The organism is Ruminococcus sp. RTP21359st1_H3_RTP21359_211015, assembly GCF_040909065.1.
In the GTDB taxonomy this organism is placed as follows: domain Bacteria; phylum Bacillota; class Clostridia; order Oscillospirales; family Ruminococcaceae; genus Hominimerdicola; species Hominimerdicola aceti.
This window is the reverse complement of the sequence record NZ_JBDGDD010000014.1, coordinates 21,658-46,180: the sequence shown is the minus strand read 5'-3', so window position 1 is coordinate 46,180 and position 24,523 is coordinate 21,658. Positions and strand designations below refer to the sequence as shown.

31 protein-coding genes are annotated in these 24,523 nt (G+C 44.7%); 16 read left to right on the top strand and 15 right to left on the bottom strand.

Translation table 11 applies throughout. The features are described from left to right. Positions 1-27: 27 nt before the first annotated feature. The 3 genes from AB5Z01_RS07530 to AB5Z01_RS07520 form a co-directional block, all read right to left on the bottom strand. Positions 28-270: a hypothetical protein gene (locus AB5Z01_RS07530; protein ID WP_195221108.1), complete on the bottom strand. Its 243-nt coding sequence runs from the start codon at positions 268-270 to the stop codon at positions 28-30. Positions 271-441: 171 nt separating this feature from the next. After that, a complete protein-coding gene (locus AB5Z01_RS07525; RefSeq protein WP_368365422.1) occupies positions 442-1,767 on the bottom strand; it encodes an NYN domain-containing protein in 1,326 nt (441 codons plus the stop codon). Positions 1,768-1,770: 3 nt separating this feature from the next. Further along, positions 1,771-2,031, bottom strand: coding sequence for a hypothetical protein (locus tag AB5Z01_RS07520; protein WP_177444242.1), 261 nt, complete (start codon positions 2,029-2,031; stop codon positions 1,771-1,773). A 179-nt stretch (positions 2,032-2,210) separates the two neighbouring features. Here AB5Z01_RS07520 and AB5Z01_RS07515 point away from each other — a divergent pair, with 179 nt between their 5' ends. Then, a complete protein-coding gene (locus tag AB5Z01_RS07515; protein ID WP_117923796.1) occupies positions 2,211-2,852 on the top strand; it encodes a CPBP family intramembrane glutamic endopeptidase in 642 nt (213 codons plus the stop codon). A gap of 99 nt (positions 2,853-2,951) precedes the next feature. Here AB5Z01_RS07515 and AB5Z01_RS07510 read toward each other — a convergent pair whose 3' ends face one another. Genes AB5Z01_RS07510 through AB5Z01_RS07475 form a run of 8 tightly spaced genes read right to left on the bottom strand, consistent with a single transcriptional unit; the run spans position 2,952 to position 6,959 of the window. After that, positions 2,952-3,134 (bottom strand): hypothetical protein, encoded by a 183-nt coding sequence (locus AB5Z01_RS07510; protein ID WP_074961693.1) that lies wholly within the window; start codon positions 3,132-3,134, stop codon positions 2,952-2,954. Then, positions 3,134-3,541: a hypothetical protein gene (locus AB5Z01_RS07505; protein ID WP_118124227.1), complete on the bottom strand. Its 408-nt coding sequence runs from the start codon at positions 3,539-3,541 to the stop codon at positions 3,134-3,136. Before AB5Z01_RS07505 ends, AB5Z01_RS07510 begins: the two co-directional genes overlap by 1 nt. 4 nt (positions 3,542-3,545) lie before the next feature. Continuing rightward, the gene (locus AB5Z01_RS07500; RefSeq protein WP_368365421.1) at positions 3,546-4,250 is read right to left on the bottom strand and encodes a hypothetical protein; all 705 of its coding nucleotides are present in this window, start codon (positions 4,248-4,250) and stop codon (positions 3,546-3,548) included. A 1-nt stretch (position 4,251) separates the two neighbouring features. Continuing rightward, positions 4,252-5,202 (bottom strand): ParB/RepB/Spo0J family partition protein, encoded by a 951-nt coding sequence (locus AB5Z01_RS07495; RefSeq protein WP_195221102.1) that lies wholly within the window; start codon positions 5,200-5,202, stop codon positions 4,252-4,254. Beyond that, a complete protein-coding gene (locus AB5Z01_RS07490; protein ID WP_195221101.1) occupies positions 5,199-5,543 on the bottom strand; it encodes a hypothetical protein in 345 nt (114 codons plus the stop codon). The genes AB5Z01_RS07495 and AB5Z01_RS07490 overlap by 4 nt, the downstream gene beginning before the upstream one ends. Then, on the bottom strand, positions 5,540-5,770 hold the full coding sequence (locus AB5Z01_RS07485; protein ID WP_022286504.1) for a hypothetical protein: 231 nt from the start codon (positions 5,768-5,770) through the stop codon (positions 5,540-5,542). Before AB5Z01_RS07485 ends, AB5Z01_RS07490 begins: the two co-directional genes overlap by 4 nt. Next, positions 5,764-6,546, bottom strand: a complete 783-nt coding sequence (locus AB5Z01_RS07480; protein ID WP_302509039.1) for a ParA family protein — start codon at positions 6,544-6,546, stop codon at positions 5,764-5,766. The genes AB5Z01_RS07485 and AB5Z01_RS07480 overlap by 7 nt, the downstream gene beginning before the upstream one ends. A 26-nt stretch (positions 6,547-6,572) precedes the next feature. Next, complete coding sequence (locus tag AB5Z01_RS07475) at positions 6,573-6,959, bottom strand: single-stranded DNA-binding protein (protein WP_195221098.1); 387 nt, start codon at positions 6,957-6,959, stop codon at positions 6,573-6,575. Between the two features lie 231 nt (positions 6,960-7,190). On the opposite strand from AB5Z01_RS07475, the gene AB5Z01_RS07470 reads away from it, so the two are divergent. Together AB5Z01_RS07470 and AB5Z01_RS07465 are read left to right on the top strand one after the other, a co-directional pair. Further along, positions 7,191-7,619, top strand: coding sequence for a hypothetical protein (locus tag AB5Z01_RS07470; protein WP_195221097.1), 429 nt, complete (start codon positions 7,191-7,193; stop codon positions 7,617-7,619). A gap of 2 nt (positions 7,620-7,621) precedes the next feature. Beyond that, positions 7,622-8,305: an ADP-ribosyltransferase gene (locus tag AB5Z01_RS07465; RefSeq protein WP_195221096.1), complete on the top strand. Its 684-nt coding sequence runs from the start codon at positions 7,622-7,624 to the stop codon at positions 8,303-8,305. Between the two features lie 4 nt (positions 8,306-8,309). Here AB5Z01_RS07465 and AB5Z01_RS07460 read toward each other — a convergent pair whose 3' ends face one another. Both AB5Z01_RS07460 and AB5Z01_RS07455 read right to left on the bottom strand, forming a co-directional pair. Then, positions 8,310-9,713 (bottom strand): relaxase/mobilization nuclease domain-containing protein, encoded by a 1,404-nt coding sequence (locus AB5Z01_RS07460; protein WP_287214565.1) that lies wholly within the window; start codon positions 9,711-9,713, stop codon positions 8,310-8,312. After that, the gene (locus tag AB5Z01_RS07455; protein WP_195221094.1) at positions 9,662-10,006 is read right to left on the bottom strand and encodes a MobC family plasmid mobilization relaxosome protein; all 345 of its coding nucleotides are present in this window, start codon (positions 10,004-10,006) and stop codon (positions 9,662-9,664) included. Before AB5Z01_RS07455 ends, AB5Z01_RS07460 begins: the two co-directional genes overlap by 52 nt. Before the next feature lie 395 nt (positions 10,007-10,401). Between AB5Z01_RS07455 and AB5Z01_RS07450 the strand changes: the two genes are divergently transcribed. Further along, entirely contained in the window at positions 10,402-11,088 is a 687-nt protein-coding gene (locus AB5Z01_RS07450) for a hypothetical protein (protein WP_287214568.1), read from the top strand. Positions 11,089-11,180: 92 nt separating this feature from the next. After that, a complete protein-coding gene (locus AB5Z01_RS07445) occupies positions 11,181-11,648 on the top strand; it encodes a DUF4298 domain-containing protein (RefSeq protein WP_207741354.1) in 468 nt (155 codons plus the stop codon). 48 nt (positions 11,649-11,696) lie between these two features. Here the strand turns inward: AB5Z01_RS07445 and AB5Z01_RS07440 are convergent, their stop codons facing one another. Further along, the gene (locus AB5Z01_RS07440; protein ID WP_195221092.1) at positions 11,697-12,191 is read right to left on the bottom strand and encodes a hypothetical protein; all 495 of its coding nucleotides are present in this window, start codon (positions 12,189-12,191) and stop codon (positions 11,697-11,699) included. Positions 12,192-12,314: 123 nt separating this feature from the next. On the opposite strand from AB5Z01_RS07440, the gene AB5Z01_RS07435 reads away from it, so the two are divergent. The 11 genes from AB5Z01_RS07435 to AB5Z01_RS07385 all read left to right on the top strand — a co-directional run bounded on the left by AB5Z01_RS07435 (position 12,315) and on the right by AB5Z01_RS07385 (position 23,128). Then, positions 12,315-12,506: a hypothetical protein gene (locus tag AB5Z01_RS07435; RefSeq protein ID WP_173550964.1), complete on the top strand. Its 192-nt coding sequence runs from the start codon at positions 12,315-12,317 to the stop codon at positions 12,504-12,506. Between the two features lie 243 nt (positions 12,507-12,749). Then, positions 12,750-12,878, top strand: coding sequence for a hypothetical protein (locus AB5Z01_RS07430; protein WP_272114404.1), 129 nt, complete (start codon positions 12,750-12,752; stop codon positions 12,876-12,878). A 444-nt stretch (positions 12,879-13,322) separates the two neighbouring features. Next, complete coding sequence (locus AB5Z01_RS07425; RefSeq protein WP_195221091.1) at positions 13,323-13,817, top strand: helix-turn-helix transcriptional regulator; 495 nt, start codon at positions 13,323-13,325, stop codon at positions 13,815-13,817. After that, entirely contained in the window at positions 13,817-14,248 is a 432-nt protein-coding gene (locus AB5Z01_RS07420; RefSeq protein ID WP_195221090.1) for a hypothetical protein, read from the top strand. The genes AB5Z01_RS07425 and AB5Z01_RS07420 overlap by 1 nt, the downstream gene beginning before the upstream one ends. Positions 14,249-14,720: 472 nt before the next feature. Further along, positions 14,721-15,488: a phage antirepressor KilAC domain-containing protein gene (locus AB5Z01_RS07415; RefSeq protein WP_287214578.1), complete on the top strand. Its 768-nt coding sequence runs from the start codon at positions 14,721-14,723 to the stop codon at positions 15,486-15,488. 247 nt (positions 15,489-15,735) lie between these two features. After that, a complete protein-coding gene (locus AB5Z01_RS07410) occupies positions 15,736-15,984 on the top strand; it encodes a helix-turn-helix domain-containing protein (RefSeq protein ID WP_195221088.1) in 249 nt (82 codons plus the stop codon). A 127-nt stretch (positions 15,985-16,111) separates the two neighbouring features. Further along, complete coding sequence (locus tag AB5Z01_RS07405; RefSeq protein ID WP_287214580.1) at positions 16,112-17,464, top strand: site-specific integrase; 1,353 nt, start codon at positions 16,112-16,114, stop codon at positions 17,462-17,464. Between the two features lie 382 nt (positions 17,465-17,846). Then, positions 17,847-19,295: an efflux RND transporter periplasmic adaptor subunit gene (locus tag AB5Z01_RS07400; RefSeq protein WP_287215719.1), complete on the top strand. Its 1,449-nt coding sequence runs from the start codon at positions 17,847-17,849 to the stop codon at positions 19,293-19,295. Positions 19,296-19,307: 12 nt separating this feature from the next. Next, on the top strand, positions 19,308-19,994 hold the full coding sequence (locus tag AB5Z01_RS07395; protein ID WP_117856805.1) for an ABC transporter ATP-binding protein: 687 nt from the start codon (positions 19,308-19,310) through the stop codon (positions 19,992-19,994). Beyond that, positions 19,991-21,838 carry a biotin/lipoyl-binding protein gene (locus AB5Z01_RS07390; protein ID WP_332009509.1) on the top strand — a complete coding sequence of 616 codons (1,848 nt, stop codon included), beginning with the start codon at positions 19,991-19,993 and terminating at the stop codon, positions 21,836-21,838. The genes AB5Z01_RS07395 and AB5Z01_RS07390 overlap by 4 nt, the downstream gene beginning before the upstream one ends. 15 nt (positions 21,839-21,853) lie before the next feature. Further along, positions 21,854-23,128 carry an ABC transporter permease gene (locus AB5Z01_RS07385; RefSeq protein WP_368365420.1) on the top strand — a complete coding sequence of 425 codons (1,275 nt, stop codon included), beginning with the start codon at positions 21,854-21,856 and terminating at the stop codon, positions 23,126-23,128. Positions 23,129-23,401: 273 nt separating this feature from the next. On the opposite strand, the gene metF is transcribed toward AB5Z01_RS07385, so the two are convergent. Then, the gene (gene metF / locus AB5Z01_RS07380; RefSeq protein WP_022288686.1) at positions 23,402-24,256 is read right to left on the bottom strand and encodes a methylenetetrahydrofolate reductase [NAD(P)H]; all 855 of its coding nucleotides are present in this window, start codon (positions 24,254-24,256) and stop codon (positions 23,402-23,404) included. Positions 24,257-24,523: the final 267 nt, after the last annotated feature.

Genomic DNA, 24,523 nt, shown 5'->3' with positions numbered 1-24,523 from the left:
ATCAGTTGTGATCTGCGTGGGCTTTTATCATTCCAGCAATTCTGCCGTGAGCCTTGCTCCATACTTGATGCCGTACAAGATGGCAGCGTGAAACATGGCATTTGTTACATCATTAACGAGTGAGTCCATTTCTTGCGACTTCTCAGGCGGCAGCTCGTTTTCTATGAAGCTGTGCAGTCTTTCTTCTGCACCGGTGTAATCTTCATCGTCCAACAGAGTGCGGTCAAAGTCCAAGCGTATGTGTTCCACCATATCCCTCAAAATATCCATAGGTTGACCTCCTTGTAATGGCTATATTATAAGTATAAAGCAGTGCAGAATGAAAGTCCAGCCTTTCAGATCATATCTGGATATGCGCCGCAAAAAAGACCTCTGAAAGCAATTTCCCCATAACATAACGCACAAAACAGAACAGGGAGCGTAGCTTCGCTCCCTGATTCGTTATTTCTGTATCTCAATCACAAACTTTCCCTCGGAGTTGACCTTGAGCCGCAAGGTCTTGACGTACCGATTACAGAAGTTCTCCATTTCCTTCTTGGTAGCGGTAACTCTTGTAGCTTCATAAATCTTCTGCGTGAGTTCCAGAGGATTTTCCCCATAGAGGGTGGGGAGATGCTTTTCAAGCTCCGCAAAGAGAACAGCTCGCTTCATGTCCTCGGTGGCAGCGGAGCAGAAATCGTCAATGGCACAATAGTAGATACCGTGCTGTGCGAGGGCGTTTTTGATTGACGTTCCGCACTTCTCATATTCGTACATGACAAGGAAGTGAGCTTTCGGCAGGCTCTCAATGAGTCCCCAAAAGTCGGAATCACTCGACACAATAATAAACGATGTGATCCCGTCACGGTAGAAATCCGTGACAACACTCGCTGTCATTCTTAAATCAACCAGGGACTTTCTGTCGGTCACACGGTCGATCTCGATATGTTCAACGGGTATCTGCGTGAATTTGGAGAGCCAGTCCCAGCCAGCGGTAGTGTTCGGATCGTCATAGAGCGTGATTTTCTCGATCTTGGCAAGTTCATCTTGATTTAAGCCTTTCAGAACACTATACAGCTTAAAGGGATTACTGTTCTCACAATCGACGGCAATTGCTGTTTTCTCAGAGCTGTCAATAAATTCATAAATATTATTTCGGGTTTCATCATCAGCGTCCTTATATTTCGTGAAGTCTGTGAAGCTGTCATTATGCTGACCGTAGATGATCTTCAGAAACTTGCGGTCGGAATAGACGATGCTACCCACGTCGGCAGGCTGCCAGTGAATATACATCTGAAATGGGTAATGCTCGATGTTCGCCATGTACTTGTTGAACTCGTCTTTCATTACGCCGTTCTTGTTATACTTCGGGACGAAGAATAGGTTCCGGATATACTCCCAATTCAGCCAGTCGTAGAACAAATGGGAACACTTATCAATGTTTTCGTTAATGAGTTTTGTGAGATCCTGCATATACTTGTCCGAACGGTAATTCGCTTGGATAATGGTGAATCCCCATTTTTCAAGCTGCTTGATGTTATCGTGGTCATACCATTCGATGTTATACAGATTTTTGAGCTGATACCGCATCAGATCATCGGTCTTTTTGAACTTCTGCATCAGTACGGTTCGCAGCTTACATAAATATCGTATCGTAGTAGCATCACGGTCGGCTCGGAGCTTTTCGATCAGCTCAGAACATTCTCCATAACTCACGGTCAGTGCCGACATTCGGACACCGATCATATAGGCTATCGTGGTAACTACCTCTTTGGTATCAACGGTCAAGGTTTAACCTCCTTTATCGCTTGTATTTTCAATATGTTTATCAATGACAGTCATTATTTCTTCAAGCCGACTTTCACCGATACCCTTAATGCGGCTCAGGTCGGCTCTCAGACTGTCATAATCAATGCTGTGCGTTTCTTTCTCGGCTTTCTCATAGCCCTGATTAAAGACATTTCTCACGAAATTCTCCATTTCAGCACGGTTCATTGATTTGATTCGCTTGTATAATGAACGGTTTACTAATTCTTTGTTTTCGTTATCCATTGCTCTCACCTCTGATCTGCTCTGTACGACTATTATAGCATAATCGGTGGTATATTGCAACGAAAAGGGGCGTGAAAAAAGGGCTTGCGTATTGACCTTTTCGGGGCGGTTTGGTATAATAAGTATAAGTGGGATGTAATACTACTTCCTCGCTTAAATCGGAATTTGGGAGTGAGAGTATGGAAGTTAAAAAAAGAAATATTGTTATTCTTTCTTTATCGCTTGTAATGATATGTACAGTTACGTTTTGTGCGAAATTCGTAAAATACATAGACATAACTGCACTTAAAGTTATTGTGCATATATTTCTCAACTTGTCTAATGGACTGATTGCATTGATTGCAATGAAATTAACAAATATGAAAATCAATATTGCACCAAAAAATAAACGTCAATATTTGATTGGTGCTGCGATAGCACTCGTTCTTAATGTTGTGATTGCCATTGTTCCTGCCTTTTGTGGCTTTTCGCTCATAGGAAATCATATGGATTTTTCGTGGACTGTTCTCACTTATGATTTTTTGTTTTATATGTTAATCATCGGGCCAGTGGAAGAATTTGTGTTTCGAGAATATTTACAAGATGCTTTCATGAATTTCTTTGAGAAGAACAAATGGCTTGCTGTTGTAATTGCATCTTTCTTGTTTGGACTTTGGCATATCATCAACGGAAGTATCATTCAAGTGATATTTACATTTGGCATAGGACTTGTATTTGGTTTTGCAAAATACAAAATTAAAGATTGCGGTTATATGGGTGTTGTTTTTGCACATGGATTATATGACTTCTTAAATACCGTTGTCAGAATGTTTATTGTTTGACAAATTCTGATTTATCTCAGTACCCGAATACACTCAAACACGGATAGACCGTCCTAAACAGACGGCTATCCGTTTCTTATTATTCCGCAAAAATGCCCCTCACTCGTCATTGTCCTGCTCCTCAGTGCTTTCTTCACCCTCGCTTGTTTCAAGGGTGATCGTGTGGGTATAGATCATGTGATCATTCAGACAGTCCAGGGAGCAGTAGCTCTGATTGGTATCTTGATGCTTGTAATAACTCTTGCCTGCGGGAATTTCCTTGTAACAGTTCGCACAAAACATCATTCGTCCCTCCAAAGATAGATCATTGTATCGTACACGGCTCTCTGTGCCTGCATACGTAGCAGATTGCCGATTGAGCCAACCGCATTGAGATTGCCCGATTCAACGGCAATTTGATAGTCACGGCTCGACTGCATAAGCAAGTCGGTCTGACGATTAACTGCGTCCGTGACCTTTGTGTCAAGCTCGTCAAGGTGCTTGTAGATCTCGCCCTTGTCCACGATCTCCTGCAAGAGGTCAGGCCGCTTATCTTCAATGTGATGCAGATAATACCTGATTTGATCGGTGTGGAACACATAACGCTCTGTTTTGCCCGTCTTAGGGCTGCGATGACGAACCGTCTGTGTATCGGTATCGACTTCCCATACGGGAGCATCGTTTACTTTTTGTTTGCTTTGAAAAATCATAAGATCACTTCCGCTTTCTTGTAAAGTAGTAAGCTGCACCGCCAACTCCTGCGAGAGCTGCCACTCCTGCGATGATTGCAAGGGGATTTACCCCAGAACCGTCAGAATCGCCCTCAGAAACGTCTGACGGACTAACAGTGGCATCGTTGTCCTCTGCGGAAGAACCGCCCTCAGAAGCCGTTTCCGTTCCGCCTGTGACCTCTCCGATCACTCTCGGACTATCAGCACCGTTATCGTTGATCTTGTAACCGCCTGCGATTTCGGATTCGTCTTCCTCTAAGGTGCTGAATGGTGGGAATTTGTCAACGGTATCACCATTTTTGTCTGTCATTTGCCACATACCGTTAAGCAGAGAAAAGCTGTAATGGTTGTCCTCGGTGCTGATCGTCCAGCCACCCTCATTATCGTCCTCAAAGTCCCAGCCGTCGATCAGGTCACGGTAGAATCTGCGGTAGCCGTGTGTGACCTCGCCCACATCGGTCCAGTCATATCCGCCTGTGCCGTAGTTATCATCGAGCCACTTGTCAAGCAGATGATGCTTGTACGATGCTTCGGGATAGTCAAGACCATTATCGCCCTTGCCGTTCCAGATGTCTTCCCAAATGGCGGTTTCAAGGCTTTCACGGTCGGGGACTTCGGCAGCGTAGGCGGTAAGCCCTGAGTTGAGTGCAAGTGCGGTGCAGAATACCGCTGTGATAATCTTCTTCATGTTAGTTCTCCTCCATATTTTCAAAATAAAAAGCAAGTGCCTTTTCAATGGTTTCCGTGATCTCCTTCGCCTTGACACCCTCGCTGAAATACTTGGTATAGGTCTCATTGCTGATCTTCACGCTCTTTGGCTTCGGCTTTGCTTCGCCGTCCTCTCCGCTGATGATACTCTCAATAATATGGTGTTCGATATTGCCTTCATCATCGGCAGATGCACGGAGCATTTTCGCTTTCTTCATGTCAATTTTGCAGTCCTCGGCACACTCGGCAACAACTGCCTGTGTATCTTCCGACAGGAATGAAAGCTCCACTCCTGCACGGATTGACAGCTCTCCGCTGTCCACAAGGGCTTTCAGCTCGTCAATCAGCTTGTTGATTCGGATAAGGCGAACAACAGAGCCTTTGCTCACGCCGTACTCCTTGCCGACGCTCTCGCTTGTGTCTAACTTTGAACCCACTGGATTCAAGGTTGTGTCGCCACTGATCTCGGCATTGGGATTTTCAAGAAGTGTCAACTCACGGATAATATCATTACGCTTGCCCGGTGAGAACATCTTACTGTGTCTGCTTGCGACAACAGCCGCTTGTTCAGATATTTTCAGGTCTGAAAATGACCTTTGGATAAGGTTGCTTTCGATGACATACATTTCTGCCTCGTCCTCGGTCAATCCTGCCTTGACGATAGCCGGAACAGTCGGCAGTCCTGCGAGTTTTGAAGCGTTCCAGCGGTTATGACCGATCAGTATCTCATAGCCGTCCTCGATAGGCTGTACGATGATCGGAGACAGCACACCATTCTCCTTGATACTGGCGACCATATCCTCAAGGCGTTCGCCTGAATACAGCTCAAACTTGTGGTTGTGATAGGGGTGAAGCTGATCGCACGGTATCTGCTGAATGGCGGTCTGCGGTGCAGAGAGCATTGCTCCCAGGTCAAACTTCGGTGTATTCATCGTTTCATCTTCCTTTCCATATCCGCAAGCTGTTTTCTCAGCTCACGGTTGTCAATATCAAGCTCCATGATACGCTTTTTCAGCTTCTTGATCGAAACATCGGCACGGACGATCAGATCCGCAAACCGCAGGAGCGTGTATTTATATCTGCGCTGATTGTAGTGAAATTCGTAGCAGAGCTTTCCTGAGAGCCTGTCACGGCTCTCGGAAAGGCTTGCAAGCACTTGTTTGGAAGTGTCTGCTATGATCTTGCTGTGGTCGGTGCTGAAATACTCATTCAGCTCACCATCGCCGTGGGGAGTGAAAAGCCACGGCATTTTGTCGGTGTCAAAGGGCTTCATGACTCGTCCTCCTCGTCATCATCTTCATCGGTGCAGTAGTCAAGTCCGTTCTGAAGCTGAATGTAGATGCCCGAATAGCGGTCATGCTCCGCACCGTCGCTGTTCATCATCGCTTCAAGGAAATAAGCCTGTGCTTCTTCACGGTCGTCCCACACCTTGACTTCGCCGTAGCATTTGGTAGTGACCTTGCGGTTGGGGTTCATTGCGAGTTCGGGGATATTTAACATCTTGAAAGCACCTCCTGAGCCAATTCATCATATTCCTGACCTAACTTGTGACCTGTGAGACAAAGCGGTGTGCCGTTCTCGGAGCTTTTCGCCGCTTCAATGGACTTGCTGATGCTTGTCCTGAACAGCATTTCGCCGTACTTCTCGTTGAGTGTTTCGATCGCCGTTCTGCTGACCTTTGTGCGGTCAACCATAGTCGGCAGCACTCCGATGAGGTTCAGCTTCGGGTTGGTGTTCGCTTTGACAAGCTGTGTAAGTGCTTCGAGGGACTGCAAGCCGTCCATACTGAACTTCTGTGTCTGCACGGGTATCAGCACTCTGTCCGCAGCGGTGAGAGCATTGATAAGGAGCGTTCCGAGGGACGGCAGGCAGTCGATCAGCACGAAGTCATACGCTCCGATCACATCTTCCGTGAGTATCCTGCGGAGAATATGCTCCTTTGAGATCATCGTGACCATGAGCGTTTCCGCATTGGCGAGGTTAATGTCGGCGGGAATGTAGTCCACTCCTGCGGCTTCGCTGTGGCGGATAGCTTTCTGAGCTGTCTCGGCGGTCACGGGAGTTCCTGCGTAGAATGACATGATAAGCTGTGTCATGGTCGGGTTGCCGTCCGGCTCGTATTTCAGGTATTCGGAGAGGTTCGCCTGCGGATCGAAGTCGATGAGAAGCACTCTCTTATCGTGTTTCAGAGCAAGGCAGGCTCCGAGATTGTATGCGGTGGTCGATTTGCCGACTCCGCCTTTCTGATTGCTGATTGCGATGATTGTAGTTTCCATTTTCTTATCCTCCTGTGATTTTTGGCTCAGAACAGCGGATCGTCCTCTGTTCCTGCGTAGGGGTTAGCACTGTCGGTCGGTGTGGTGTTCTCCTGTTTCTTCTTACCGCCTGAGAAGTGTATCTCCTCGACCTTGACTCCGATAGAAGAACGCTTCACGCCGTCCTTTTCGTAGCGGTTGTTGTGGACAGAGCCGACGAGCGTTACCATATCGCCCTTGCCAAACCAATCAACGATCACATCAGCGTTGCGGTTCCAAGCGGTGCAGGGAAAGAAGTCGGTTTCGGGATTTTCCTCGCCCTTACGCTTCGGGCGGTCGCAAGCGATAGTGAACTTGCAGAGGCGGTTCTCGCCCACGGTCTTGATTTCGGGATCGGCAGTCAATCTGCCTGAGACTAAGAATTTGTTTAACATAAGTATTTACCTTCCTTTCGTGGTTTCGGGTTTCTGTGTTCCTGTTGTGCTTTTATTATACTGTGCAATATCCCTATTGTCAAGTATAATTTTGAGAAGTTTTTGAATTTCGGCAATGCGCAGCAAATTATCTGATTTCCCCAGTGCAGCTTCACTATATTTTCGATTATACTTGACATATCCCCACTAATGTGATAGAATAGCTGTAATAACCGATCAAGGGGTGATCTGATGTATAAGCACATTTGCCAGATCTGCGGAATGGAGTTTGAATCGCCGTCCGCCAGAGCGAAATATTGCATCTACTGCCGTGACAAGGCACAGGTCATGCGGAATAAGGCATATAAGGAGAAGAAGCAAGCCGGAGAAGCTGTTGCGATCGGCAGTGAACAGATATGCTCTATCTGCGGAAAGCCTTATAAGGTGACAGCAGGCTCTCAGAAGTATTGTAAGGAATGCCAGCAGAAGCAGGCTCGTTCCAAGAAAATTTCCTCAAACGCACTGTATGCCAAAGCGAATTACAAAACGCTGAAGCTGTATGTGTCCGCCGAGGAGCGTGATGCGATCAAGGCTTATGCGGAATCGCTCGGTATGAGCGTGAATAAGCTGCTGCTCACGGCATTGGAAGAATATCAAAAAGCTCACAAGCAAGAGGGATAATAATGTTTTTAGATACTCTTATGAACATGAAAAAATATGGAAAACTGTTTAGCCTCAGTATTAATGAGAATGAGTATTATGAGTTTACTTCAAGTGAAGATGCAAATAGATGGGGGCACCTTTTATATGATGATTGGGCAAATGAATATGTAAAACTTGAGGGAACAAATGATTTTCATAATACTCCAATCTTTATATATACTGGTACTGCTTATTGTGCAATAAATAAGTACAAACGTGGTATAGAGACCTCAATTCCGCCGTCATATGTGAAAATGGCTGATTTCAGCATTCCTGATGCTATTCACTCTGCACCTCATATTCCAAAGAAAATTGTAGTATATAGAATTATCTCAGGATATATTAATGAATATTTTAAGAACATCGATGGGGTTTTCAGTCCATTACTTGAAAAGGCTTTTTTAAGTTCAAGTATATTATCCGACAAAATAGTCGAAAACATCTCAACTCTTAATGATCCGGAACATCCTATTCTGCTGAAAATATATGTACCAAATAACACAGAAGCTGTATTTGTGAACTCTATTGGTGATTTTCCCGATAGTGCTGAAGCTGAGCTTCTTATTAATCACAATCACTATTTATATCCAATTAAATATCCTTACATCAATAAAGATCACAACTTATTATGTGTTGAATGTTTCTTAAGTAATAAACCCTTATAGTGTATCACTCCAAATCCCCATTCTTTTTACGCTTGCGGTCTTGCTGTTGCTCATTGCGTTCCTGACGGAGAAATTCCTCAATGGTACGCTGTGCGTCGGCAAGATCACGCGCCCGCTTGTCCGCTTCACGAAACTGCTGATCTTTCAATGAACGCTCCCCAATAAGGGCGTTTATTTTTTTGTCCAGGCTCTCCACGGTCGGGATATGACCGGAGGGGTAAAGCTCCAACACCTTAGTGCGGATTTGCCCGTATTCGGTAAGCTCTGCACTGTGTTCCTTGCGGTACTTCTTCGCAGCACTTCCGCTGAGGGCTTTCAGCTCCTCACCGTACACTTTCAGCTTGCGGTATTTTCGCAGGACTTTCAACTTCACCTGTAAGTCCTCGATCTCCGTTTTCATGTCGTTTAGCTCGGAGAGAAGTCCTCGGCTGTGTGCGTATTCCGATATAGCTGCTTGCTTTATCTGATCAGGCTCAACACCATACTCGGCTATCACATTCTTTGCGATACTGGCGAGCTTCATATTGCCACGGTCGATAGCGTCCTGAACAAACCTGTTCGGGGCTTTTACCGTCCGTTCTTTTATCTTCGTCCTCGGCACATAGATCCAACCGCCCTGATACTGTGCGATGCGGTTCTTGATCGTTTCAGTCTCGTAAAACCACCCAAGCGTTTTTGCTCTGGTCATCTTCGCTCTCGGATTGCGTTTCTTCTGCTCCGCAAGCATAAATTTCAGGTCGATCTTGTGGTCGGGATTATACTCGACAAGCACACCGAAATCGGCGCACTTCCGCAGAAAATCATCGAAGTCCTCACTCTCTTTTATGACCTGATCTATCGTGAATTTCAGCTTTGCCTTCCACGATAGTCCCTGACGGTTCATGTCCCACTCCCAATGGCTCTTCCCCTTGCCCATTTCGGGACGCTCGACAACGGAGAGATGGTGCCGCTTGCACACCTCGTCAGCAAGTGTGCGGAGCTTGTTGTATGACCTGTCTTTCTCGGTATATCTGCGGTTCTCCAATGTCTCGAAAGTTAGCCCGTTGATGAGGTTAGTATTATTGAAAATACAATGCAGATGAACATGACCTTTATCAGTATGTACTGCGAGAAAGTATTGGTACTGGTCTTTCAGGTACTTCTCACACATTTCCTTGCCGATCTCCATAGCTCTTTCGGGGGTAACTTCACCGGGCTTGAACGCCATAATGAAGTGCTGCGCAAGGACGGTGCTTCTGCCTGTGCCTGTTGCTGTGACCTCAGCAAATTCTTTGGCAGCCTTGTCAGGATCACGGCTACACATATATGTGCTGATAAGCCTGCCGTTGTCAGTCTTTTCTGCCTTAGCTATGTAGGCTATGGCTTTACCTGTTGTAGCTGTGATCGGAAATATCTTAGTTGTTGCCAAATTCGCTCCACTCCGTCCATGATATTATCCATGTCCTCACGGTAAACCTTGTCGGTACTGTTTACACGAACTGCTATCTGATTCACGTTGTTGGAAATACTGCGAACAAGCCGTAAAAGCTCCTGCATATCTTCGGTGCTGAATTTCACAACAAGTGTATCAAAGAATGCGATACGCATAAACTCACTCTTAGACTTGTATCTGCTTAGTTTGAATTTCTGCTCAAGGAAGTCGTATTCTTCCTGTGTCAACCGTACCTGAACGCTCCGTGTTCGCTTGATTTTCTTCTTCATTTTCTCTCCTTTCTGTTCGGGGTCTTAGGGGCAGCGCCCTCTGACAAGCATCTGCGCTGGCGGTACTCAAATCTCAAATTTGTAGTGCGCCAGTGCCGTGCTTGCTGGTTTTGAAACCGCCCTGATCGGGCGTTTTTCAAATTGAGCCTGCGGCTCTCGGATTTTTCCCACTTTATATGGGAATTGGAGCTGTACGACTGTGCGCACACACCCCCTCACTTTACTACCGTGAAAATTGAAAAAGTGGGAAAGAAAAGCGGAAATATTCACAAAAAATTTACAATTGTGATTGGCGTGAATTTTACTTCCGATATGTTCCTTCTCACCATCAAATTGTGTCATACCTTGACCGATTCTGCCTGCCGTGATATAATAAGGAAAAGGAGCTGAGGTTTATGGCAGCTATGCGGTTCACGATCAGGTCGGAAACTGACCTGATAAAAGCAATAAACAAGTACGGATTTCTGCCGTTCTTCCGAAACAGTATCAAAGGCTTTTCCATAGAGGAGCATATTGCACCGGAACACTGGTATTACTCTGACAGCGGACAGTGGGACGCTTGGGAATGGAAAAGTCCGGTCATTCAGAAAACAGGCTGTGCCTATGGAAAGTTCTTTGAACACAAAGCGGTCTATATCAGCAAGGAGTGGTTTCCCGACTTTGCAAACTATCGCCGTGACGGATATGACTTCGATGCAAGGTACGATGAGGGGCTTGCAAAACATACAGATAAAGTCTTCTATGATCTGCTTGACAATAACGCTCCGATCATATCCAAAGAACTGAAAAAGCTCGGTGATTATCGCAAGGGCGGCAATAAAGGATTTGATACTTCTATCACCAAATTACAGGAGCAATGCTATATTATCACAAGCAACTTCGTCTATATGACCGACAAGAACGGGCAGCCCTACGGGTGGGGTGTGGCAGAGTATTCTACTCCCGAAAAGTATATGGGTGATAAATTTACGGATAAGGTCTATCAGAGGGAACCGGAAGAATCTTACAAGCTTATCCTTGAACACCTGAAAAAGATACTGCCCCAGACAAGTGAGGAGCAGATAAAAAAGATACTGAAATAAAACAAGAGCTGCACCTTGACGATGCAGCTCGATTTCGTTGTGATTGTCTTGACACTAACTGCCCATTGTAGTATAATAGAGCAAGTGTGTAAATGCAGGAGGTTATAGTTATGATGGACTCTATCACAGTCGGTGCTAATATCAGAATGACCGAAGCGGTCACCGGAGATTATCCCGTCGGCTCTACGGCAACAATACTTTACATAGACGAAATGGACAATGTTTTTATAGAATGGTCGGATGGTAAGCTGTCCAAGTTCTCGGATAAACAGGTCATACACGGATTTGAGAAGATCACGCCTAAGTATTCCGCTCCGATACAGGAACATATTGAGCGTATCACACATTACGAAAAGATAATGGACAGGGTTCAGGCACTGGACAGCAACTCACCTGAACACAAGAAGCTACTTGGTGAGCTATCTGCCTATTACATCAGTGATGCTTGGAAGCGTGACTTTGCTGCCGATGAAGCAGGACTTCTCCCAAAAGACCTGAAACGTGGCGTTCTCTCTGAGGATGGTATTTATAATCTGCTCGAAGAATCCTCGACTGACTAAAACATGGTATCAGATAGTGAAGCTCTCAACTATGAGGGCTTTTTCTTTTCAGCAGATTGACCTTTCAAAGCCTTGTTGTTCAGAAAGATTTATGATTCTCTTTCCAAGCTTCTCCGCATACTGCATTGTTTTATATGCTCCGCCGCTTTCGCGCTGAATACAGCACACAATAAGGTCGGAACGGTAAACAAGATACCTGTTCCTGATCAGGATAGCTGCCTTCGGGTGAGCTTCGGACGATTCCTCACATACCTCGACTTCATCATAGTAGTCGAGGTATTCTTTTTCGTTATCCCGATATTCTGCTTTCATGTACGGCAGAACCAGAGTAAAATGCGTGTTGCCGTATCCATATTCACGGACAGCTCTTTTGATAGCAGCAGAAGCAAGAAGATCAAATTCTCCATCACGCCCTATGAGAAATTCGACGTACTCTTTCTGCGTGATAATGTCATGCAGGAACTTATCAAGTCGATTTTCTATTTCTGACGCTCGTTCAATGCTTCTATGTCCGAAAAAACTTACGGTATAAATGTTCAGCATTTCGGTATACCTCGCTTTAAATAATATTATAATTATTATATCAAGGTATCAAAGTGGTGTCAACCTGACTGCATACAAAAGAAGCCTAAAGTGGTATGATAATAGTGAAAGTGAGGTATTGCTATGGCTATTATAAAAACTTCGTTTACGCTTCGCCTGAATCTGATCGACCACGCAAAGATCAAGAAGATCGCTGAATCACAGAATCGCTCCATGACTAATATGATCGAAACTCTTGTGAAAGAAAAAATAAAGGAATATGAAAAGGAGAATGGAGAGATCGAGCTTACTGATGAGGATATTATCGGTGAATGAGTGCTTACCAGCCATTGTGACCGACTTTGATCCCAGTGGGTTCAAAGTTTCCCCATGATGAGAGCTGTTAGTGTGTAACGGCTCTTTTATTATAATTTCTGGTTATATCCGGTCTTCCGGTGTAATAATAATCAGACAAGCATACAGCTTGGCATTTGTTTGTTCCTATACAGTACCATACAGACCTGATCGGTTATTTCGATTTTACGGAGGTGATAGCTGTGTACCGGACAATAACAATAGATGACAGTCTGCAATGATTGCCTTGCGGATTTCTTCTTTGCTGTAACAAATGCTGAGATTGTATGTCACTACATACATCTTAAAGGCGGTCTGAGCAGATCAGACCGTTTTTTCTATGCCGAAATGTGATAGAATGATGAAAAATCGCCTTACAGAATGAAAGTTCTGTGAAATATATTCCGTTTGGAATAATACAAAATCTGGTGCTTTATGGCTTGTATGCTGATAAACTGTATCATTCACCTATAAGGGTACAGCACAGAGAAAGTATCACAGAAATGCGGAAATACGGTGTTTTGAACGATAGCGGCTATTCCGTTCGGAAACGGTTGTTATCTGGCTTTTTCGCGCTGTTTGGGTTATAATTATGAGAGTACGCAGTCCGATATGAGGACTCCGCTCCATATGGTGAACCTAATGCGCAATAGGGTTACTCGATCACTGTATGGACAACTGAATAATGAACAGTCAAATGAACGAGTAATGTTTGATTGTCGGACGGTTTGAAACCGAATGATAGGATTACTGTGTTCATTTGCGCTTCTCCGTCCGACGGAAAGGACGGAGATTTTTATGAAAAGTATTATTCAGATTCCTCGGATTCCGCTGTTCACTGAAATAGAAGAACCTCAAAGCTATGCTATCTACATATTCGGGACGGACAATCGGCTTTTACAGGATGCAGATACCTTTGGTGATGCACTGGCACGTTATCTGAATGAGTATAATATCAGTCAGGATATGTTCGCAAGAATGACGGGTATCAGCCAGTGTACGATCTCCCGTTACCTGAAAAATGAGAGGAAGATACGGCAGCGTTACCTGTGTGCTGTATGTATCGCACTCAGGCTTCACCCGTTCAGACAGAGACACCTTTTCTTCAAAAGCGATAATCTTATCCCAGGAACATACGGCTTCAAGAACCAGGCTGATTATATCCTCTGTGATTATCTGAACGGCTGTGCTTACAATGAGAGCTACACCCTTACGGCATTTAATGACCGTATGAAGAAGCTCGGTGTGAAAACTCTTACAAATCTGACCTCTGACATGGAGGGCAGCAAGTAATGGGTAAGTTTTTCTATACGCACTTTGGAGATGATGTGCCGCGCCATATTGAGGATGAATATAACAAGCTCAGGCGCAAGGAAATGTGGATTGAGGAGAAAGAAGCGGACTTTCGGGCATATTCCGTAGATTATGACGAGCTTGTGACCGTCATAGCCGATCCCTCGACTCTTCCTATAAACGAGATTGCAGCCGAAAAAGAAGCACTATTTCAGTCTCGGCTTGACTTCCTGCCTGTTGCAATGGAAATGCTCAGAGCAGAGTTTCCGGAGGGTTATGCACTGATAAAGGACTATTTTTATAGCACGAACAAGGTGACTTTGATGTATCTTGCAAGCAAATATGGGCTTACAAAGAATATGGTGAGGTATCGTCTCAGGCTTGCAAAGGAGAAACTGAAAGAGTACATCATCTTGCACGAAAACGAATAGACAACTTTGTGCATAATGCCGATTTTCTTCTTTTTCAAGAAAAAAATCCCGAAAATCTTTCCCACTTTTCCGATTTTCACGGTAGTAAAGTGAAGGGGTTTAATGAAGCAGACATTGAACCTCTCGAATTCCTCCTTCTTTTACGAAGGCAAACTATTGAGCTGAGGGAACGGCACAGCTTCTTTGTCCATTTTCAGGCTGAGCCGTTTCCACAGATTCGCTTTTCTTTCATTTTTTTCGATGCTCTATCGAAATACCTTTCACTAAGACAGCAGAGATGCTGTCGGGAGAACCTGTGTCTGAGACTTGGGTTCTGCCAAAAACATCTCTGAATGCGACAGTTCCATTTCTCCTATTTTCATATTGGCAGATTAAACTGCCGCTCCTGTGCCGGGAGCGGATTTCCGTTCCCGACAGCTCAGGAGTACAACGCAAACATAAACACCGACAAGATAGAGAGAGGGTGTTCTATATGAATGAGATCACAATCGCTGTGAAATACGATAATGATAATCCTACCGTCAGCGGACGGGAGCTTCACGCTGCACTTGAAGTGCAGACACCATATAGAATGTGGTTTCCACGAATGTGCGAGTATGGATTCACTGAAAATGTGGATTATTCAGTGACGAACATTTTTGTTCATCACTCAAAAGGTGGTTCTCAGGGGTATATCGACCATCAGCTCACCATTGATATGGCAAAGGAGCTGTGTATGATCCAGCGTACCGAAATCGGCAAGTGCTGCCGTGAATACTTCATAAACCTTGAAAAGCAATGGAACAGTCCCGATGCGGTCATGGCAAGGGCATTGCAGATCGCAGACCAGAAGCTGGAGCTTGCTAAACAGCAGAACGGCAGCCTTATCGAAACAACTGCTGTTCAGGCAAAGCAGATAGAGGTTATGAAACCGAAAGCAGACTATTGCGATATGGTACTGCATTCCGAGGGGCTTATGCCCATAACCACGATAGCAAAAGACTACGGAAAGTCCGCAAAATGGCTGAATAAATGGCTTCATGAACACGGAATACAGTATAAGCAAGGGCAGATATGGCTTCTGTATCAGAAATATGCAGACAGAGGATATATGAAGTCAAAGACACACACTGTTTACGATAAGAACGGCGATCCTACTGCCAAAATCCATTCCTATTGGACACAGCAAGGGCGCATATTCATCTATGACCAATTAAAGAAAGATGGTATCCTGCCGCTTATCGAGCAGGACGATAGCTGAAACGCTGTCGGGAGTATCCGTTCAACGAGTACTGCCTACGGCGTTCCACACACGCCTCCTTGTTTTGAACGACGGCTGATGTGCCGTCGGGAGCTTCTATTCCTCGGAGTAGGAGCTGCCAACAGTACATCAATCTTTGGGCATAAAAATAACCGACAGACGATGTATTACAGCATCTTGAAAACTGAATATGAAACATCAACGCTATTTGTTTTCTATTTCTTCCTCCCTGAGAGGAGTGTTCATCATGGACGAAACTGTTGAAGTTCAGGAGCATCAACAGGCAGAGGACGATGTATATCGAACGATGTTTGCTGAGTATCCCGATATTGTAGGCGTAGACCAGCTATGTGAAATGCTCGACCTGAAATACAAGACGGTATGCAAGTTTGTCAGAGAAGGTAAGATACCTCGGATGCCTGATGGTCGCAAGATCAGAGTGGCAAAGATCGAGGTCATAAATTACGTTCTGCAACGCGCACAAAACAAGCCGTGAAAACCAGGTCAATGCGCCGAAAATAGAGAATTGCGGTTGGTAGGTCTTGCATTATATTACGATTCGCGCTATAATTGAGTTGTCAACAGCAGACTTCTACCGCTTTCAACGCAAGGAGGAAATAATAATGAAAGCAAGTCTGCCTTATAAGTACATCACTTCCGTGAAGAACGGAAAACAGTATGTTGTCTTTGATTTCAAGGATAAAGTGGGAAAGCGTAAGCGCAAGTGGGTGTCAACGGGACTGCCTGAGAAATGCACCAAGAAATCTCTCAACGAAGCTGTCGAGGAGATCGTAGCTGAGTTTGCAGAGCAGTGGAACAATAATCAGGTCGTGCTCAGTATCAACCGCAAGAACGATAGTGACGCCGAAAGTGATGAAAACATCATCGTTAATAAGGAACTTAACAGTTTCTTTTCCGATTGGCTCACTGCGATCAAGGCGAATTCTGCCAGAACCACATTCCAGTGCTACAAGAGAAATGCAGAGCGTTTTGTAAAATACATGGCTGTTCATTATCCTGATGTGACGCTTGCCGACCTGAACCATACACATATCCAGGCTTACCTCAACCATAAAATGGACGAGGGCGTTAAGGGAAGTACAGTCAAGCAGTATTACCTTGCTTTGCATTCGGCTTTTGCCTATGCAGTAAAAATGGAAATGCTGACACAGCACCCTATGGACAAGATGAGCGTACCGAGAGCAGACAGACATGAGGCTGTCTTTTATAATGTAGACGAGCTGAATGAATTGTTTGAGGTATTCAAAGGTCACAAGCTGGAGCTTATCGTGCATATCGCAGCATACTACGGTCTGAGAAGATGTGAAATTCTTGGATTGAAGTGGGATTCAATCGACTTCAAGAAAGGTACTATCACTATCGAACGCAAGGTCGTAAGCGATTATGACGAAAGTGGACAGCCCAAGCTCTTTGTGGAGACAAGACTGAAAACAAACTCTACAAGAAGAACACTTCCGCTGATTCCTCATATCAGAGATATGCTTCTCGAAAAGAAGGATATGGATAAGCATCATAAAAAGCTCTGTGGTAAAGATTATATTACGGAGTTTGAAGGCTTTGTATGCTGTGATCCTTATGGAAAGCTCATCAGTCCAAACACGGTCACTCATGATTTTCATCAGGTGATCAAGAAGAATGGAATGAAGATGCTTAGATTCCATGATCTGAGACATAGCTGTGCGAGTCTTTTGCTTGCAAATGATATTCCAATGAAGGCGATTCAGGAATGGCTCGGTCATGCAACATTTAATATCACGGCAAATCTTTATAGCCATTTGGAGTATCATGCTAAGGTCACTTCGGCTGAAACCATTGCAAGGGTTCTCAGCGGCAAAAAGGAAGATGCTCCCACCAACACAAAGGAGACTGCGCCGGAAGAAGCATCTAAGAAGTCAAACAGCAGAAAAAAGAAGAAAGATACCCCTGCGTACAAGTCACAGACCGCAGCCGTGTAATTATATAATATACTGTGACAAAACCGAGGACGAAATAGAAAGAATCGAAAAAGAGCGATTTTGGTAGAAAAATTGGTAGAAATTTTTGGTAGAAGTCAATTATATGATTTCACGGAAGCTTCGCAAATGCCGTAATACCGAAAGAAAAAGCGTATAAAACGAAAAAGTTCATATAATGCGCTGGACTTTGTCCCGATTTTATGGTATAATGTATACATAAAAACAGATAAGAACAAAAGACAACAGGACAGCAAGATAACAAAGAATAATACGCTCATGCTATACCCTTATGGGGAAGGTGGGGCTGTATTATCCGTCTGGCTGCTGTCAGGCGGATCTTTTTATGCTGTTTTGGAAAAAAATCACAAACGGAGGTATTGCAATGACCACGAAAAAAAGGATATGCACTGTTATAATAGTGCTTGTTATCGTCTGCACAGTGTGTGTGGGAGGCTTTTTCGTATGGAAAAAGACCGGCAAGGGAGGCTCAAAAAGCTCACAGAAGGTATATGTGCAGAAGGTATCGTCACTTAACACTGCGTCGGACTTCAAGCTTTCTAATCGCTCGTTCTTGGGCGTTGTTGAGGCACAGGAGTCTGTGGACGTAAAGTATGACAGCTCAAAGACGGTGGCCGAGATACTTGTTAAGAACGGTGACTCTGTTAAAAAGGGCGACAAGCTTCTTACATATGACGTTGAGGCTATAAATCTTCAGCTTGAGCAGGCTAAGCTCGAGGTGGAGAGGCTCCAGAACGAGATAGCTTCAAATAAGAGCCAGATAGCTGAGCTTGAAAAGGAAAAGAAAAACGCCGATCAGGACGCTGCTGTGTCATACACGACCCAGATCCTTTCTTTGCAGAGCGACAATGCCAAGAACGAATATGACATAAAGACTAAAAACGTTGAGATCAAAAAGCTGGAGGCTTCCACAAAGAACGCATACGTCACCGCTTCTATCGACGGAACTGTAAAGAACGTCAAGACGGTGGACAAGCTTCAGCAGGACGGCGGCGACGTTATAATGCAGATAACAGAAGAGGGCGACTACAGAATAAAGGGCAGATTCAACGAGCAGAACAGCAAAGATATCATGCAGGGAGCTTCTGTTATCGTAAAGTCAAGGCTTGATGATTCCACTTGGAAGGGCGAGATAACTTCTGTTGACACAAGTCCGCAGAAAAATTCTGGTGAAGATATGTATATGTACAGCTACGGTTCAAGCGATGAGATGAGCCAGTCTTCAAACTATGCTTTCTATGTTAAGCCTGAGAGCTTTGACGGGCTTATGCTCGGTCAGCACGTTCTTATCGAGATTGATAACGGTCAGGACACCTCTATAAACAAGACGGGCATATGGCTCTATTCTGACTTTATCTGCAAGGACGGCAAGAAGAACTACATTTGGGCTAAGGACAAGGACGGAAAGATAGAAAAGAGATATGTTGAGATAGGTCAGAAGGACGAGGAGAACGGTGACTGCGAGATAAAGTCAGGTCTTGAAAAGGGCGATTATATCGCATATCCTGACAAGTCTATCGAGGAAGGCATGACAGCCACCACAAATGAGGCTGACGTGTCTGTTCCACCTAATGACCTTGACCCGAACGACAACACGGACAGTGACGCTGATATCGGGGGCGGTGACGAGGACATCGCTTTTGACGGAAGTGATGAGGACGGCATGGCTATAGACGAGGATATGCTTGCAAGCATGACGGACGAGGAGATAGAAGAATACTTCAACAAGCTTTACGGTGAAGAGGAAAATGCAGAAAATGCAGACGGTGAGAATGCCGACGCTGCTGATGCTGACGCAGCTTTCGCTGAATAAGGAGGGCTTGCAATGGTATTTGAACTGAAAAATATCTACAAGGATTATTTGCAGGGCAAGGAAGCTGTGCCTGTGCTGAAAGATATTTCCCTTGATGTTTCAGAGGGGGAATATGTGGCGATAATGGGTCCGTCAGGCTCGGGAAAGTCTACGCTTATGAACATCATAGGCTGTCTTGACAAGCAGACAAAGGGAAGCTTTGTCTTTGACGGCTGTGACATTATGCAGGCAAAGGATAGGAAGCTTTCTGAGATAAGAAACAAGAAGATAGGTTTTGTATTTCAGAACTTTAATCTGCTCCCTAGACAATCAGCACTTGAAAATGTGGAGCTTCCGCTGCTTTATGCGGGGGTAGGCAAAAGAGAAAGACGTCAGAGAGCAAAGGCGGCTCTTGAAAAGGTGGGGCTTGCACAGAGAATGATGTTCAAGCCTACTCAGCTTTCAGGCGGTCAGAAGCAGAGGGTGGCTATTGCAAGGGCGATAGTCAACAATCCAAAGCTTCTTCTTGCAGACGAACCCACAGGCGCTCTTGACACAAAGTCGGGCGATCAGGTAATGGAGCTTTTCAAGGAGCTTAATGACGACGGTGTTACTATCGTTATGATAACACACGAGCCTGACATTGCAAGATGTGCAAAGAGGATAATGTATATCCGTGACGGCGAGCTTCATGGAGAAAAGGCAGGTGAGCAGGAATGAAAAAGGTAATAATAACGCTCCTGTGCATCGCTATCCTCGGCGGAGGCGGATATGCGGGAGCAATGAAATATAAGAAAAATCAGGACAAGAAAACTGTTGTGGCGGTAGTTCCTGTTGACCTTATGGCGGAAAGTGCGGATGCGTATGAGTGGAACAACTCGACGAACATGGACGGGCAGATAGTTTCTCCCAACTCTCAGAAAGTTACTCTTGATAACGAGAAGCTTGTTAAAAAGGTGTTCGTGAAAAAGGGCGACACTGTGAAAAAGGGCGACACTATACTTGAATATGACATGACGGTGGTGGAGCTGGAGCTTTCACAGAAAGAAAATCAGGTAAAGGTCTGCGAGCAGAACATCAAAATGGCTGAAAAGGAGCTTGCTAAATATAAGCTTTTAAAGCCTTCTGAGGACGCACCGCAAGAGCCTGACGATCCAGATCCTGAGCCGGAACCAGAGCCGGAACCAGACCCAGAGCCAACTCCAGATCCTGAGCCAACTCCTGAGCCTGTGGAAACTGTGGACGTTGTAAAGGCTGTTTTCCAGACGAAAAATGCAGGCACAAAGGACGATCCTTACATTATAAACTGCAACAGGAACACAAAGGTATCCAGAGCGTTTCTTGATAGGATAAAGACAACGGGGACTTATGCGGAGCTTTGCGTTTATGATGATAACTCAAACTTTATATACAAGTGGATAGTCAACCGTGAAACAATTGGCAAAAAGGCGCTTGCAGACTGGACAGTTTCGCAGGGGATAACTGAGGATAAGGAAAGCGGTACGCTTTCTCTTGACACTTCTGTGGAGCAGTTCGGCAAGTTCTCTATCGTTTTGCCTGCAGGCTCGGACAGCAGTGATGACAGTGCTGACGATAGCGATGATACTGATGATATCGACAATGGCGGTGATGTGGATATACCTGATAACGGTGATTATGATGATAATGACGCTGGCATAGATGTCACTCCTGCTGACCCGTCACAGACGGGCGGTACAAATTCAGGCTCTGAGGACTATATGCACAGCCGTGCAGAGATAAAGAAAATGATATCAGAAAAAGAGGACGAGATAAAGAGCTTAAAGCTTAACCTTAAGTCTGCAAAGCTTGACTACAATGACGCTTTGAAGAAAAAGACAGACGGCAAGGTAGTGGCTAATATCGACGGAGTCGTTAAAAAGATAGGCACTGTAGGCGACGCTGCCGCAGAGGGTGATAATTCGGACGATGGTGACGACAAAGACGATATGGACATTACAGACAGCAGCATGGACTACAGTGGTGACAGCTCTGATGATGACGTTTTCGCAATAATCGAGGGCGAGGGCGGAGTTTCCGTTACTTTTAGTGTGGGCGAGCTTAATCTTGACAGAGCGGCTGTGGGAAACACTGTTATGGTGAACTCATACAACACTGGAATGAGCATTGGCGCTGAGATAACAAAGATAAGCAGCGAGCCTACGTCATACTCGACAAACAACTGGGGCGACAATCCTAACAGCTCCACCTACACTATAGAAGCTAGGCTCAGCGACAGCACGGATTTCAACGTGGGCGACTGGGTAGGCGTTTCATTTGTGAATGACACCACGACCAGTGACAGCGTTTATCTGCCTATACATTATGTAAGGCAGGAAAACGGAAACTACTATATAATGAAAGCCGACAAGGACGGCAGACTTGTGAAAAGCTACATAAAAACAGGCAAGATAATGTATGGCACTAATATCGAGGTCAAGGGCGGACTTTCTATGAAAGATAAGATATGCTTCCCATACGGCAAGGACGTCAAAGAGGGCGTAAGGACAAAGGAGACCGACAAAGTCCTTTATCCTGAGTATTAAAAGGGGGCGGATAATATGATAGAAAATATCAGACTTTCATTTAAGGGAATACTTTCACATAAGATACGCTCGTTTCTTACTATGCTTGGTATCATTATCGGTATTGCGGCTATCATTGCTATAGTTTCCACTATCAAGGGTACAAATGAGCAGATAAAGAACAATCTTATCGGCGCAGGAAACAACACTGTGAAGATCCAGCTTTCAAATGGCGACACTGTTTGCGACTTTTCTTATGAAGCGCCGCCGTCTAATGTGGCAATGTTCACATCGGACACTAAAAAACGTATCAACGAGCTTAAAGAGGTGGAGTCAAGCACTTTTTACCGCACAAGAAACAATCCTGACAATCTGTTTTATCTTAACAACAAAATGGATTCGTCAACTATATACGGAGTAGACAAGGATTATTTTGACACTGTTGGATACGAGATAGTTGAGGGAAAGGGCTTTGCGGAGAGAAACTTTACCAAATTTGACAAGGTGGCAGTGGTAGACAAGACGCTTGCAGAGGGTCTTTTCCAGGGTGAAAGCCCTGTGGGAAAGGTAATAGATATAAGTGGCGAGCCGTTCACTGTAATAGGCGTGGCTGTGAAAAATTCAAACTTTGAGCCTGTTATAAGCTCCGTGGAGGACTACTACACATACAATCAGACATCAAGCGGACTTGTCTTTATCCCCACAAACGATTGGGGGATAGTTTTCCGCTATGACGAACCAGAAAACTGTATCGTAAAGGCTGTGGACACGGACTCGATGACGAATGCGGGCAAAAAGTCGGCGGATATTCTTAACGAGAACGTTTCGGCTGTAAAGGGCGGAAGCAAGGAAGCCAGCGCTTCTGTGGAATACAAGAGCGAGAGCCTGCTGGAGCAGGCGAAGTCATTGCAGGATCTGAGTTCATCGACCAATAAGATGCTTATATGGATAGCTAGTATCTCACTGCTGGTAGGCGGTATAGGCGTAATGAACATTATGCTCGTGTCGGTAACAGAGAGAACAAGAGAGATAGGACTGAAAAAAGCACTGGGAGCAAGGAAAAAAAGAATACTTGCGCAGTTTTTGACAGAAGCGGCAGTGCTTACGAGCATAGGCGGAATAATCGGCGTGCTGACGGGCATAGGGCTTTCGCAGGTAATAGCGAAGGTAGCGGAAGTGCCTGTGGCGATATCCTCGGCGTCAATAGTAGTGTCGGTGGTATTTTCAATGGTAGTTGGAATAGTATTTGGACTTATTCCGTCCATAAAGGCGGCTAAGCTCAATCCTATCGACGCTTTGAGATATGAATGATAAGTTATAAAAAAAGCGGTGTCGGAGTGTAAAGCTCTGACCCGCTTTTGTTTGCCTACACAGCTTTATGATAAATCAAACCTTAACGCTTCGATGTGGGGACGTCGGGGGCGCCGTCCCCTACATTTGGGTGCAGTGTTTATACAATGTAATAATCAGTAGGATCGTGAAAAAATGAAACGGGCGAACAGTGTTCGCCCCTACAGTTGGTCTGTGCGGAAAACAAAAAAAGCAGGCGAAGATCAATTCTCCGCCTGCCTGCGTTTGTGTAAATCAGAAAAGCGACTTCACCGCTTCACATATCTTCTCTGCTATATATGGATTGTTCATGGTGTAAAGGTGTATGCCGTCTACATCATTGGCGATGAGATCTACTATTTGCGATACCGCATAGGCTATGCCTGCATCTCTCATTGCTATCGGGTCGTTCTCGTATTTGTCCATTATCTTTAGAAACTTCTTCGGCAGGGTCGCATGACAAAGAGTGGTCATTCTAAGTATCTGCTTTTTGTTGGTCACAGGCATTATTCCTGCTTCGATAGGCACGTTTATCCCTGCTATGGCTGTTTTTTCTCTGAAATCGTAAAATGTGCTGTTGTCAAAGAAAAGCTGGGTGATAAGCTGTGAACAGCCTGCGTCTACTTTATCCTTCAGGTGCTTTATATCATCTACTATGCTGTCGCACTCCGGATGACATTCAGGATAGCATGCGCCTATTACGTTCATGTCGCTGTGTTCTTTTATGAAAGATACAAGGTCGGAAGCGTAGTGAAAATCACCTGCCGGCTCAAAATCAGGGTTTCTGTCACCTCTCAAAGCAAGTATGTTCTCGATATTCGCAGACTTCATCTCTTCAAGCTGTTCTAATACTCGCTCCTTTGTCTGATAAAGGCATGGAAGATGTGCCACCGACTCTATCTTGTGGTGATTTTTTATAGCCGAGCATATGTCGATAGTCGCATTGTTCGTGCTTCCGCCTGCTCCGTATGTTACGCTGATAAAATCAGGATTAAGTGGCTGGAGCTGTGATATGGTGCTGTATATGCTCTCAACAGGCGTTGAACTCTTTGGTGGGAACACCTCAAAGGATAATGTTGTCTTTTTCTTGAAAAGCTCGCAGGTCTTCATTTATTTTCCTCTTTTCTGTTATCTATATAAAAATATATTTTTTATTTTTCTGCAAAGTATATTATAACACAAAATTCCTAGTAAATCAATAATTTTTATTTTATGGTCTATCATAGCTTAAAACTATATCGAACGGAGATACAGGCATTATCTTGAAAAATCAGGCTGAAAAAGGTGACAGTCGGTGAAAATTGTGTGTAATGCTTGATTATTGGCGAAAAGTATGCTATACTTTACTCATTGAGCAGATAACAAAAACAGCAGAGA